Source organism: Gracilibacillus saliphilus, assembly GCF_010994085.1.
Classification (GTDB): domain Bacteria; phylum Bacillota; class Bacilli; order Bacillales; family Amphibacillaceae; genus Gracilibacillus; species Gracilibacillus lacisalsi.
In genome coordinates this window covers 24430-38933 of sequence record NZ_WJEB01000040.1, presented here as the reverse complement: position 1 = coordinate 38933, position 14504 = coordinate 24430, and the positions used below count along the sequence as shown (strand labels likewise).

Annotated in this window: 12 protein-coding genes; all 12 read right to left on the bottom strand. The window is 37.5% G+C overall.

Annotation, left to right across the window (positions count from 1 at the left end; all coding sequences use genetic code 11):
• Positions 1-26: 26 nt before the first annotated feature.
• Positions 27-437, bottom strand: coding sequence for a S1 domain-containing RNA-binding protein (locus GHT08_RS19185; protein ID WP_018934273.1), 411 nt, complete (start codon positions 435-437; stop codon positions 27-29).
• 73 nt (positions 438-510) lie between these two features.
• Complete coding sequence (locus tag GHT08_RS19180) at positions 511-888, bottom strand: FtsB family cell division protein (RefSeq protein ID WP_018934274.1); 378 nt, start codon at positions 886-888, stop codon at positions 511-513.
• A gap of 27 nt (positions 889-915) precedes the next feature.
• Positions 916-1479 (bottom strand): spore cortex biosynthesis protein YabQ, encoded by a 564-nt coding sequence (yabQ, locus tag GHT08_RS19175; RefSeq protein ID WP_163583007.1) that lies wholly within the window; start codon positions 1477-1479, stop codon positions 916-918.
• Positions 1476-1775 carry a sporulation protein YabP gene (gene yabP / locus GHT08_RS19170; RefSeq protein ID WP_018934276.1) on the bottom strand — a complete coding sequence of 100 codons (300 nt, stop codon included), beginning with the start codon at positions 1773-1775 and terminating at the stop codon, positions 1476-1478. The genes yabQ and yabP overlap by 4 nt, the downstream gene beginning before the upstream one ends.
• A gap of 70 nt (positions 1776-1845) precedes the next feature.
• Complete coding sequence (locus tag GHT08_RS19165; protein WP_163583006.1) at positions 1846-2106, bottom strand: RNA-binding S4 domain-containing protein; 261 nt, start codon at positions 2104-2106, stop codon at positions 1846-1848.
• Between the two features lie 24 nt (positions 2107-2130).
• Positions 2131-3588, bottom strand: a complete 1458-nt coding sequence (gene yabN, locus GHT08_RS19160; RefSeq protein WP_163583005.1) for a bifunctional methyltransferase/pyrophosphohydrolase YabN — start codon at positions 3586-3588, stop codon at positions 2131-2133.
• A gap of 11 nt (positions 3589-3599) precedes the next feature.
• Positions 3600-5168, bottom strand: a complete 1569-nt coding sequence (locus tag GHT08_RS19155) for a putative polysaccharide biosynthesis protein (RefSeq protein ID WP_163583004.1) — start codon at positions 5166-5168, stop codon at positions 3600-3602.
• Positions 5169-5988: 820 nt separating this feature from the next.
• Complete coding sequence (ptsG, locus tag GHT08_RS19150) at positions 5989-8010, bottom strand: glucose-specific PTS transporter subunit IIBC (protein ID WP_272953914.1); 2022 nt, start codon at positions 8008-8010, stop codon at positions 5989-5991.
• 197 nt (positions 8011-8207) lie between these two features.
• Positions 8208-9074, bottom strand: coding sequence for a glucose PTS transporter transcription antiterminator GlcT (gene glcT, locus GHT08_RS19145; protein ID WP_163583003.1), 867 nt, complete (start codon positions 9072-9074; stop codon positions 8208-8210).
• Positions 9075-9846: 772 nt separating this feature from the next.
• Complete coding sequence (gene spoVT, locus GHT08_RS19140; protein ID WP_026287410.1) at positions 9847-10383, bottom strand: stage V sporulation protein T; 537 nt, start codon at positions 10381-10383, stop codon at positions 9847-9849.
• Between the two features lie 135 nt (positions 10384-10518).
• Positions 10519-14052: a transcription-repair coupling factor gene (mfd, locus tag GHT08_RS19135; protein ID WP_163583002.1), complete on the bottom strand. Its 3534-nt coding sequence runs from the start codon at positions 14050-14052 to the stop codon at positions 10519-10521.
• 126 nt (positions 14053-14178) lie between these two features.
• Positions 14179-14409: an anti-sigma-F factor Fin gene (locus GHT08_RS19130; protein ID WP_163583001.1), complete on the bottom strand. Its 231-nt coding sequence runs from the start codon at positions 14407-14409 to the stop codon at positions 14179-14181.
• Positions 14410-14504 lie beyond the last annotated feature (95 nt).

Genomic DNA, 14504 nt, shown 5'->3' with positions numbered 1-14504 from the left:
TCTTTACGTTACATAGACAGCAAGTTTTAGCCTTTTCTCGCCCCTCGTCCTCCGCGTTTTGATTCTGTATGCTTTTTAAGAGTCGCTAAGCGATCTTCAGAATCTTTTAAGAAACGATTCATTTTTTGTTCAAATGATTCGCCTCTTTCGCGGTTATTTTTTGGATTTCCTTGATTTTTGCGACGATTAGATGGCGGTGGATTGTCTTTTGCTTTTTTAATAGACAAACCGATTTTACCATCATCTTCCACATTAAGAACCTTAACTGTTACTTCATCACCGACAGTTAAGTGTTCATTAATGTCTTTTACATAATTATCGGCAACTTCACTAATATGAACTAGACCTGTTTTACCTCCAGGTAATTCAATAAACGCTCCAAAATTAGTGATTCCTGTTACCTTTCCCTGCAACTTGCTGCCTACTTCGATTGACATAAAAAAATTGCTCCTCCTTAAATTTTAAAAAAATATACTACAACTATATTATAGCCAAGCAATTAAAACGGTGTCAATAAGATGGATCCTCTTCTGGCAATTTAAAGACGATTTCTCCTTCTTCCGTAAAGAAATAATTCGTTTTTGCAATTTGCAACAAATATTCTTCATCATTTAAAAGCTCTATTTCTTCAGTCAGTTTCTTTTCTTCATTCTGAAGAGTAGTTAATTCTTCGGAAAGCTCCGTATATTCCTGTTGCATATCCTGATATTTCACACGTTGATTAATATGAAAAGTAATGAGGCTAACCATGGTGACGGAGACAATTATGCCAAATAACATTAATCTACGATATAATTTCTTTTTTCTGCGTTTTTGACGTTTTACTTGAGCGTCGTATTGTTCAATATAGGCGTCATTGATACGAGATACCTTGTTTCGTTTAGCCATAATTCACCAGTGCCTCCCTTGTGGAAATTATTCTTTTCTTTTTATTTTACTATAAAATCGATAAAAAGGATGTAAATATTTCTTTGCATTTTTTGGTAATAATGACTGTAAGATAGAAAGAATCATCTTTACCGACCAGCCCAATACGTTTAATAGCATTAATAGCAATGAATATATAGCGATAAATACTTTGCTAATACATACTACTATTAATGATACGATAAATACGATAGGCTTTACAACAAAAATTTCTATTATTCGGTATAGAAAGCGATAAATACGAAGTGCAATTCGGATTAAGGTATCTACAACGCGTCCAAAAGCCTGTTCGAAAAGGCTTTTGAACATCGCATAACCACATAGCACTGCCAAAAATATATAGAATCTTAAAATCCCTTCATTAACGAAAAACAAAATAAAATAGAGAATCGCTGCTTGTATGAGCCAAAAGAGAATCTCCAACACATATTTCCATAGTATGCTTGAGGTCCACAATCGTTCCAGCCGTTTGAACGTATGATAACTAGCACCAAGATAGACACCAGATACCACCATTGCTATGATTGTGATAAATTGTGTACTTAATGTCATTTGAATAGCTTGCTAAACAAACCTTTAGCCTTCTCCCCATGTTGCTCGTCCAAATAAGATAATTCATAAATCTTACCCTTAATGGAAACATGGCCGGATTCTACATCGAGGTTTTTCATTTGTAAATTATCTCCACGAATAACTAGATAACCCATAACGGTTTGCAGTAGAAACTCTTCACTATCAAAGCTATCAACTTCTTTGACTCCATCTATCTCCAAGAGACGACGGTTGGTCATTTTCACGTGGTGTTCCATTTGCGGTGCTGGCATCGTTTTTTTATCATAGTAATTCATTAGTTTTTCCCTCCCTTTTATCCATCACTAATATATGAATAAAGGGACAAGTTTAGAACTTAATAGAACACTATTGATTGATATATTCCTCATGTTTAATCGTATATAAATTACTTGCTTCATCTTTTTTGACCGTTTCTTTTAAATCATCAATTTGTATGGTTAATAGTTTTTGACCAAATTGAATCTTCATTTCATCACCCACCGCTACATTAGTAGCAGCTTTCGCAACATTACCATTGATAAGAATTCTACCTTGATCTGCAATTTCCTTTGCTAGGGTCCTTCGTTTAATTAAACGAGAAACTTTTAAAAATTTATCCAGTCGCATCGATAATTCCCTTCCTCTACATTGTCATTCGTTTTCAAGACGCTTTGCCTCTTCCCAAAATTGGTCCAATTCATTTAATGTGAAAGACTCCCAAGCTCGTTCACTTCCCTTCACCTTTTGCTCTACGAATTGAAAACGATGTATAAATTTTTGATTGGTTCGCATTAAAGCTATTTCTGGATTAATTTTATAATATCTTCCTAAGTTGATCATTGCAAATAGTATATCTCCAAATTCTTTTTCTTGTGCATCGAAAGTTTCATATTCCCTTGCATTTTTAAATTCTTCTAACTCTTCATAAACCTTTGCCCAAATCGGATCTGATTCACTCCAATCAAAACCTACTTTCGCTGCTTTTTTTTGGATTTCTTCTGCTAGTAATGTTGCTGGTAACCCTTTGTTCAATTCAGATAGAATCGTTGGCTGTTGTTCTCTCTTTTCTTCCTTTTTGATAGCTTCCCAATTTTTGATGACTTCTGTTTCATCTTCAACCTCTAATTCACCGAAGACATGAGGATGACGTCGAATCATTTTTTCTGTGATACTATATATTACGTCATCAATGGTGAAAAATCCTGCTTCTTCTCCAATTTGACTATGTAACATGATTTGCAACAGTACATCACCAAGTTCTTCTGCCAATGCTTCATCATCTTCATTATCAATTGCTTCGATCACTTCATAAGCTTCTTCAATTAAATATTTTTTTAATGTTTCATGTGTTTGCTTTTGATCCCATGGACACCCTCCAGGTGCTCTTAAAGCGACAATCACTTCTTTCAAACGATAAAATTGGTGATGAAGTTTTTCTTTGTCTATCGGCGGGATGTAGACACTCGTTAAGTTACTTAGCTGCATTTGCTGATCTAAATCGACTAACGGGATTTCTTTAATAGACTCTTCTTTACTACCAACTGCTTCCACTAAATAAATTGGATAATCTGCTGGTAAGTCCTCCAACAAAGTTAGCTTCACCTCTGATGCAATAAAAGCATCATATACTTGGCAAAAAACAAGATGTTGTTCATATTGCAGGTGACGGCGGCTGAATGATGTCGCATCTACAAATTGAAATCCTTCGATCGGATCTATTTTTAATGCAGAAAATAAATCATCTAAGAAACTTTGGCCACCTACAACCTCTACCTCCACCTCTTGACTTTGTATTAATAACTGTACGGTTTGCTCAGCAAGCATTGGATGACCTGGCACTGCATAAACAATGTTCCCCTTCTCGTTAGCCGTATCTAATAATTTCTTAGCAATTTCATGGTACACTGCATCAAAATGATCGTGCTTTTCATAGATATCATCAAACGAATGAAAATCAACCGATTCCTCTTGTAATGCCTGAATTACCGGATGATCGAGCGTCCTTACATAACATACTTGTTGTTCACTTGTGAGCTTTCGATATATTCCCAATGGGAGCTGATTGATATCTCCTCCACCAAGACCAATAATTTCGATAAAAGGTTTCATATTCTTATATCCTATCCTTTCTTCCATCTATTTAATAGTGGGAGCGGTGCAAGCTCTTTCCTCGTTAAAATACGCCACTTAACAACAACAATAGCATAGACGATAAAGCCGATTATTACACTCCCTATTACAAAAAGGAATAGAGCTAATCGATTCTCGAACGAAATAAAATAGAAGAATGTCTGTTTTAAAATAGCTAACACAACCGCCATCACTAAACTCGCTATTATTACCTTTATCCAAGGGATCACAAATAATCGGTCTCCGTTTAATACCGAGCGGAGCAAGAAAAAGTTCGTCATACATATAATGATTAATGTGCTAACAGTTGCTATAGCAGCTCCATCCATCCCCCATAAAGGAATAAGGAAGTAGTTCAGCACCATTTTCGCCCATAATCCTAAAAAAAGAATAATCGCCGTCCACTTCATATATCCAAACCCTTGCAAAGTTGAGGCGGTCGTAACTGTTAAAGAAGTAAATAATAGAGAAATCGTTAATATTCGCAAACTAGAAGTACCTAGTTGATTTTGAAACAATAACTGGTTCACTTCAGGAAATAATGTAAACAAACCTACTGTAGCCCCCACGGAAAGTAATATACAATATTTCGTTGTTAATTGAAGCTTTTCGATGGTTTCTTCTCTGCTAATTTGCCAGTTTATTTTTGTTACTTGTGGAACCAATGCCATTGCAAATGATGATCCAACAACGGTCACTAGTTGTAATAATGGTTGTCCTCTATCAAAAACTCCCTTTGTCGCTGTAGCCTCTCTTAATGTTTCACCAAATGTAAGTAGCCCTGGAACCATTGTAAATGCATCAGCTAGCTGCATAAGCAATAACAACATATGATTCATACTGATGATAAGCCCAGCAACAATGACCGGGGAGATTAAGTGACTAATGGGTATACTTTTCGATGAATGGCCGTGATTCCATGTGCTACTTTTTTTAGCATATAAATAAATGAAAATAAAAGATATACTCAATGCGATAATACTTGCTATCATTGCTCCATCCGCAATTTTGTATACGTGTAGGTGCCCTTGATAAATCAGTATTGCCGTAACAATAATGATAGTAGCGCGTAATAACTGTTCGATCATTTGCGAATAAGCAGTCGGTTCCATCCATTGATCTGATTGGGTAATCCCTCTAAATAGGGCAACAAAAGGGATAAACAAAAACACCCAAGAAACGTGACGGAGTGGATCGGTTAACAGATGATCCCCCATCCAATTAGCAAGAACAGGACTTAATAAAAAAATCGTAAGAAAAAGAAATATTGCAAAGCCCATCATAACCGTAAAAATCGATATGTACATCTTTTGGTGGTGTTGCTCTTTTCCATTCTCGGCTAAAAACTTAGAGATTGCAGCAGGGAAGCCATATAAGGCTAACATGAAGGCAATCCCTAAAATCGGGTATACTTGCTGATAAATATAGAAGCCAATATCACCGGTTAAATTTTGTAATGGTATCCGGTAAAAGGCGCTGATCACTTTGCTTAGTATACCTGCTAAAAGGAGGGCAAAAGCACCTCTATAAACTTGGTTGTCTTTTTTATTATTATTCATCTTGTTCTTCCTTCATTTTCTAAATTCCTTGCCATTATAACACAGACACGTGACATCTAGATGAAAAAACAGTCGATCATTCCCCACTCCACATATCGCTTCAATCTCATAGTACCAATCATGCACTGTTATCTGATTCGCAGTAGATATAAATTGCGAAGTAATGAAAAGAGAAAAAGTGAGGCTTTCTCCCATTCTGTTTGATGATGAGTGCTCACATACGCTCCGGCAGAATACTGCGCTTTCCTTGGGCTCGGCTTCAGCTAACTTGGTGAAGAAGAACGCTTCACCAAGTGGATCTTCAGCTCTCGCTGTTCCCACAGGAGTCTCCGTATTCTGCCTACGCTATTTTTGTTATCTGATTATAGAAAGAAATGAACTCATGGAACTAAATTTTTCTGTTAATTACAGTACTTATCGGGCTGTAAAAACCCTTTTAGCATAGTCGTACCCTATACGCTACATATGGTGGAGAAATCGACTGGCTGATTACGGATAAGTGTTGTGGAGCATATCTTAGCGAAGGCCGCCCACTTTCACTCCTGTGGGAATTGTTTGACCTGAAGCTCCACTTTTTCGAGCGGTTTTTGCTCGAAAAAGTTAGCTGAAGGGCACCCCCCACGGAAAGGGAAGTGGGCAGCCGGAGTGGTAGTTATCATCACGATATAATTCAAAATTATCTCTTAATGCAGTACGAATACGGGAGGAGAACAAATCCATGTCCAGTTACTTCGCAGTTTATGTTTACTAAGCACAAAATTCTTTAATTGATTACAAAAAAACACGCGTTTCGTTGTTTTTGAAACGCGTGTATCATTTATTATTGATTAATTTGGAAGATGTCTTTATCTTCTTTGTTGATGTTTCCTGTCTTGTTTAATTGGATTGATTGGCCTTCTGCTAAGTTAGTAAAGATAACTGGTGTTACCGTTGATGGTGCATTATTGCTAATAAAGTCGAGATCGACTTCCATCAAGGTTTGGCCTTTTTTTACTTCGTCGCCTTCTGCCACTTTAGCTGTAAAGCCTTCCCCCTTTAGGTTTACCGTGTCGATACCGATATGGATTAAAATTTCTGTTCCATTATCAGCTTCAATACCTATCGCATGCTTTGTGGGGAAGATATTAATGATTTTACCATTAACAGGTGACACAATTTCACCAGCTGTTGGCTTCACCGCGAAGCCGTCTCCCATCATTTTTTGTGAGAATACTTGATCAGGCACTTCAGATAACGGCATTACTTCCCCTTGCATTGGACTAACAAAATCAAGATCTTCTGCTGCATTATTGGCAGATGGTGAAGCTTCTTTTTCTGGCTCTGCTTTTTTCGTTGGCGTTTTGCCTTCCATTATGTCTTGCATTTGACCTCTAATCGTATCAGACACTGGACCGTAAATAGCTTGGATATTGTTACCTACTTCCATTACTCCAGAAGCACCAAGTTGTTTTAAACGGTCTTTATTTACTTTGCCTTTATCATCTACACTTACGCGCAGACGTGTAATACAAGCATCAAGGTTTGTAATATTTTCTTTTCCACCCATTGCTTCTAGAATTTCAAATGGACGATCGTCCACTTCTCCGTCTTCTTCAGCATCTTGTGCTTCATCTTCACGACCTGGAGTTGCTAAGTTGAACTTCTGAATCGCAAATCGGAAACCAAAGTAATAGATAACAGAGAAAATTAAACCAATGATGATGACCCACCACCAGTCCGTACGGTTAGGCATTATACCGAACAGCAAATAATCAATAAAGCCACCGGAAAAAGTCATACCGATCTTCACATCTAATAAATACATAGTCATAAAAGACAAACCTGCAAACACACAGTGAATTGCAAATAATAATGGTGCAACAAATAAGAACGAGAACTCAAGTGGTTCTGTAATCCCTGTTAAGAAAGAGGTTAAAGCTGCAGAGAACATGATACCTCCAACCACTTTCTTTTTCTCAGGTTTTGCTGTATGATAAATCGCTAATGCTGCAGCTGGAAGACCGAACATCATGAATGGGAATTTACCAGCCATGAAGTTACCAGCTGTGAAATCCACTCCATCTTTTAATTGTTGAAAGAAGATTGCTTGATCTCCACGGACAATTTCTCCCGCTGCACTTGTATAAGATCCAAATTCAAACCAAAACGGTGAATAGAAGATATGATGTAAACCAAATGGAATTAACGCACGTTCGACAATACCAAACACAAGGGTAGATATCGTTCTGTTTGTTTCTAACATAAAGTGAGAAACAGCATTTAATCCCTCTTGTGCGAACGGCCACACTAAATACATCACAATACCTAATAGTAATGATGAAAACGCAGTAATAATCGGCACAAAGCGTTTTCCAGCGAAGAAACCTAAAAATTGCGGTAATTCAATATCAAAGAACCTGTTATACATATAGGCGGCGAGTATACCGACTATAATACCACCGAAGACACCAGTCCCTAAGGTTGGAACCCCGAGTACACTTTCATATGCAGCCTCTTCGGTCATTCCATCTGTGATACCACCAAATACACTCATCGTTACATTCATAATTAAATATCCGATGATAGCAGCTAAACCTGCAACACCATCACCTTTTGCTAAACCGATTGCTACACCTACAGCAAAAAGTAATGGTAAATTATCAAATACAATACCACCTGCTTCTGACATTACCTCTAAAATAGTTTGGACAACTTCATTGCCAAACCATGGAAAACGTTCTACCCATTGCTCTTGTGCAAAGCTTGTACCAAATGCCATTAAAATACCAGCAGCTGGTAATAATGCTACCGGTAGCATCAATGCTTTCCCTACCTTTTGTAAGGTACCAAATAAATTGGACATGATCTATTTCCTCCTCTTGTTGTTTTTATACATGCAACAGATATGTTCACAGAACATTCACTCCATATACGTAAGCAAATAAAAAAGGCATGAGTAAAAGGCTTTCTGTTTTAGGAAAATGATAGAAGTATACACTTCTCCCCTATCTTTTCCTAAAAAGACCTTTTTACTCATGCCTGATCGTATCAGTAACACGTTTATGATTGCGTTAATCGCTGTAGATGAATCGTTAAATACAATACCTCTGATTCATCAACTCGTATATGTAATTGTTGTTGCATTACTTTGATCAATTTCCAAGCAAGATTATAGCATACCGGATAAGTTGTTTTCAAGACTTTTGCTAAATTTGTTTGTTCACCGAGTTGTTCACCTTGATAAGCCCTTTCAATTGCACGGTGGAGATGCTGTATAAGACGGTTATAATTAATATCATTTCGTTCCAACTCGATATTTAAATTCTCTTCAATGATAGTTACTAACTTCGAAATAAGTTGATGATGACGGTTCATATCATGGATAGTTTTGTTCGTTACAGCACTATGAATGTGCAATGCTATGAAGCCAACTTCCCCTTCCGGAAAAGTTATACCAATTCGCTCTTGAATTACTGAAACAACTTCTTGAGCTACCTGAAACTCTTTCGGATACAATGATTCGATCTCAAATAGAAAAGGATTAGAAAATTGTACATTTTGGTGTGCACGGTTAATTGCAAACGATAAGTGATCAGTTAAAGCAACATGGATATGCTCATGGAGTGTTTCATCCATTCTTTTCTCAATTAATAGCATAATCTCATGCAACACTTCCATAACGTGTGGATCAATATATGACACCAATTGTTTATATTGCGCCTGCTCTTGCTCATCCTTTAACAAAAATGTTTTTTCTGCCTGTTCTTGTGGTACTATATCTCCTTTGTTCTTCCCAAAACCAATCCCTTTACCGATTAAGATAACTTCCTTATATAATGGGTGGGTCGCAATAATCACGTTATTATTTAGCGCTTTCTTGACTGCCATTTGTTGCTCGCTCAAACTCTCCACCTCCCTTTCCACCATAACACATTACACTATTGTACTAAAAACCGCCAAAGATATCACCTATAATGAGTAATTGAAACAGGAATAATGTATCAAATTAACTACAGAACTCGATATTAGAATTCACAAATACATACTGCGAATTAATGAAAGTTCTGTTTGTACGGAATAGCTCGGTTATTAGATTTGCGGTCAATTATTTGGCGGTGATAACTACCTCAACGACTGCCCACTTCCTAGATATAGTCGATTATCCTCGGAAGGGACTTTTCCTCCGAACAGGACGGCGCTTCCGGGGATATCTCCTTCCCTTCCCCGGATATAGCCGGTTATCCTCGGAAGAGAAGGCTTTTTCCTCGGAACAGGGCGGCGCTTCCGGGGATATCTCCTTCCCTTCCCCGGATATAGCCGGTTATCCTCGGAAGAGAAGACTTTTTCCTCGGAACAGGACGGCGCTTCCGGGGATATCTCCTTCCCTTCCCTGGATATAGCCGATTATCCTCGGAAGAGAAGACTTTTTCCTCGGAACAGGACGGCGCTTCCGAGGTTATCTCCTTCCCTTCCCTGGATATAGCCAATTATCCTCGGAAGGTAAGACTTTTTCCTCGGAACAGGATGGCGCTTCCGAGGATATCTCTTTCCGTGGGGTTTGTACGACGACATAGAAAACACTACGAAAGTATTTTTTGTTCGAGTAGATGTTGCACTTGTTCTCAACGCAGTATTCTGTCGGAGCGTATGGCAGAAAAAATAGTATAGAAGCAATATACTCCTATACTATCCGTTATTCTTATTCCATTTGTTTAGCGAGGAAGGTTGCTGCTGCTTGGGCTGCTTTTTTCTCTGCATCACCAAAATCCTTATTCTCCCTTGTAAACAACACCATACAACCAATCGGGTCGCCACCTGCAATGATTGGCTGCAGTAAATATGCTTCTAATTCCTCGTCTTTATTTTCGATAATCTCTAATGTGTTAGTATTCGTTTCGATAACCGATTCACGACTATCCATTAATTGATCAATCTTTTTCGAAATATGCTTACCTAAGTAGTCTTTTTTCGATTCACCTGCAACGGCAATAATCTCGTCTCTATCACTAATAAGTACCGATAAATCTAAGGAATCAAATAATGCCTCCGCATACTCAGTTGCGAAATCACCTAGCTCACTAATGGGAGAATATTTTTTTAAAATCACTTCACCGTCACGATCCACAAAAATTTCAAGTGGATCACCTTCACGAATCCGCAATGTGCGGCGAATTTCTTTTGGAATAACAACCCTTCCTAAATCATCAATACGACGTACAATTCCTGTAGCCTTCATATTAATCATTTACCTCACTTTCTATAATTGAGCAGTACATACAATTATTTCTTTAAGAGAAATAATTATGTTGTAAGGTTAGTATGATTAAATAAAATGGAAACTATACCTTTTTTCGGAGATAATTTCATAATTCTACGCTACAGGTGTTTGTTTCATCTCATTTAAAGTCTGGATAAATTCCTCTAAAATCTCATATCGCTTGATATATTGGGACTTATCAAAGCGGAACTCCACTTTTAACTTTCGATTCTCCGTACCTAACTGAATTAACCTGCCATACTGATTGGCAAATTCAAATAATTTCGCACCATCCAGTTCTTGGCTTCTCTCTTCTTCTACTATTACTTCTATTTTTTGTTTTCGTTCTGTGATCGCTTCGATTCGTTCCTTCTTGGACATCATTTTTAGTGTCGAGACGTGGAAAAGATTTTCGACTTCTTCTGGGTAATCGCCAAAACGATCAATTAGTTCATCTCGTAAATCATGAACATCTTCTTGTGAATAAATAGCCTGGAATCGTTTATACATATCAATCTTCTGTTTCTCATCTGGTATATAATGATCTGGAATATAGGCATCAATTTTTAAGTCTAACTCTACTTCAAAAGGCTGTACTTCTTCGACAGCTTTGCCTTGTTTCTTCGCTTCAACAGCTTCATTCAACATCTGAGAATACATATCAAAACCGACAGAGTCGATAAAGCCGTGCTGCTGAGCGCCTAAGATATTCCCAGCACCTCGAATAGATAAATCACGCATAGCAATCTTAAACCCTGAGCCTAATTCCGTGAACTCTTTAATTGCCTGTAACCTCTTTTCAGAAACTTCCGTCAAAATTTTATCTTGCTGATAAGTGAAATAGGCATAAGCAACACGATTAGAACGCCCTACCCGGCCACGTAATTGGTATAACTGACTTAACCCCATACGATCGGCATCATAAACGATTAAGGTATTGACATTAGGGATGTCTACCCCTGTTTCAATAATCGTTGTACTTACTAATACATCTGCTTCTCCTTCTAAAAAGGAAAACATCACATTTTCCAGTTCAGATTCATTCATCTGGCCATGTGCAACAGTTACCCGGGCATCTTCTACTAATGCTTGGATGTCCTGGGCAATTTTATCGATAGATTCCACTCTATTATATAAAAAGAATACTTGACCACCTCTGGATAACTCACGTTCAATCGCTTCCCTTACTAAAGGCGCATTATACTCCATGACATAGGTCTGAATCGGGAAACGGTTCTCTGGGGGTGTTTCAATCACCGATAAGTCACGCACTCCTAGCATTGACATATGCAGCGTTCTTGGTATTGGTGTAGCGGTTAAGGTTAATACATCTACATTCGTTTTTAATTGCTTGATTTTCTCTTTATGTTTTACACCAAAACGTTGCTCTTCATCAACAATTAGCAGTCCCAACTCCTTATAGCTAACATCCTTAGATAATAATCGATGGGTCCCAATCACAATATCTACAGTGCCATTTTTTAAGCCTTTTAATGTTTCTGTTTGCTGTTTTCTTGTTCGAAAACGGCTTAACAAACCAATATTAATCGGGTAATCCTGGAATCTTTCCATTACTGTTTCATAATGCTGCTGCGCTAAAATGGTTGTAGGCACCAATATCGCCACTTGTTTCCCATCAGCGATTGCCTTGAAAGCTGCACGAATGGCAACCTCTGTTTTACCGTAACCTACATCTCCACAAAGAAGGCGATCCATTGGTTGTTCTTTCTCCATATCTTGCTTAATTTCTTCGATACAACGTAATTGATCCTCTGTTTCCTGATATGGGAACGAAGCTTCAAAATCTCGCTGCATTTCAGTATCCGATGAAAAAGCATAACCTTTAGCTGCTTCTCTTTCTGCGTATAACTTCATCAAGTCATCTGCAATGTCCTCCACTTTGGATTGTACTTTGCTTTTGACCTTCTTCCAATCATTACCGCCTAACCGGTATAATTTAGGCTCTTTACCTTCTGAACCAACATACTTCTGCACCAAATCAATTTGATCTATCGGTACGAAAAGCTTATCGTCCCCAGAATATTTAACTAGCATAAAATCTTTATGCAAGCCATTCACTTCTAATGTTTCAATACCTATATATCGACCGATACCATGATTTGCATGTACGACATAGTCACCAACTTGTAATTCTTGATAACTTTTGATGCGCTCAGCATTCGATATTTTTTGTTTGCGTTTTTTTCTAGTGGTTTTTTGTTTAAACAACTCATTTTCAGTTATAACGGCAATTTTATGCATGGGTAATTCAAAACCACCACTAATATTGCCAATGGTAATTACAGGATGCTGCACCGGTAAATTTGGTAAGGTTTCGCTTATCGTGGCACTCATCTGATAATCTTCCAGAACAGATTGTATTTTTTCCATTCTACTTTGATTTGGTGCCAAAATAATAACGGAAAATTCCCCTTTATGCCAACGGTCCATTTCATTTTCTAATAAATTCATTTGCCCATGAAATTGTTGCATTGCCCGGCATGAAAGATTCACAATATTCGTTGGATTTGTATTTGGAATATGACGTAAAAAGACAGAAAGATATAACCGCTGCTGCTTCATATTGTTCCAAACTTCATTCCAATCGAACGATAACCTAGAATCCCCAACAGCTTTACCCCTTTGCAAATTATCTTTGAGCCATTCTTGCTCTTCGTTATCCAAATGAGAGGCGGTTTCCTGAATCCTACTCATTTCATCCAATATAATAAATCCGTCTTCTGGTAAATAATCTAGTAAACTATAGTTATCATCGTAGAAAAAGGCTGCATATTTTCTTATTTCTTGAAAACGTTCACAATGGTTTAGACGATCTATGTCCGCCGTAATCGTCTCCGTAAGTACTTGCTGATCAGATTTATTCTTAACCTTTTTCACCGTTTTGTTTAGTGACTGTTCTAGTTTTTGACCTGCAGCTACTAGGTCACTATCCTTTAATAACAATTCTGTCGTAGGCACAACTGTAACCTGCTCTTGCTTCTCCAGTGAGCGCTGTGATTCTGCATCATAGTAACGAATCGAATCTATTTCATCATCAAATAATTCAATCCGAAGTGGTTGTTCTTCTGTTATAGGATAGATGTCTAAGATGCCACCACGCAAACTAAACTCTCCAGGGCTTGAAGCCATATCCTGGCGAAGATAACCCATCTCAACTAAATATCCTAAGGTTTGGTCGATATCAATAATCTGCTCGAGCTCGAAATGAAGTTGGTATGTTTGCCAATACTCCATAGGCGGCAGCATCCGTTTTAAAGCTGCTACTGGTGCTATTAAAATGGCATTATCAGTATTAAGCCAATTGATCAGTGCAGTGATTCGTTGGCTTAATAATTCCGGACTTGCGACTGCTAGTTCAGAAGCAAGCAACTCATTGACAGGATAAAGATATACATTTTTCTCTTGCGAAAACTCTAACATATCTTCATATAATTGTTGTGCTTGTGTTAATTGATGGGTTACAATTAATGTTTTCTTGTGAGTAGCTTCTTGTATCAGGGTTGTAAACATACTTCTGGCAGATCCAGATAACCCCGAGACTAATTGTTCTTTTAAACCGGATTCGACCCCATTAATAATGGAATAGACATCATCACGGTTTTGTAAGTATCGTTTTATTTCATACATAATGCTCCCCCTAAATGCCTTAAACCTAATATATGTTGATTTATTCAATAATTGCCAAAACGCACAAAAATGCTTTGGTGAACATACCAAAGCTTATTGTGTAATGAAAGGAGAGTTGAGGTTATCCTATTGAATAAAATAATCTAACTCATGGTACTGTGGATTTTGATCTAATAACTGTTGGCAATTTTCACAAATAGATTGTAGTTTAACGGTCTGATCTTGTTGATAATTCATCAGTTGGTTCTTTTCCTCTGTCGATAACACATTCCAACCTATCTTTTCTAAATCCAACATCTGTGGCCTCAATCTTCCGATTTCCGTACCACAATGTTTACACGTATATAATAAAGTCATCATTCGCGCCTCCTTATCAGAAAGCTATAGTAATTAGTTGTTATTTTACCCGATAAAGGTAAAAACTATACTTGATGATGACTTATTTATACTTT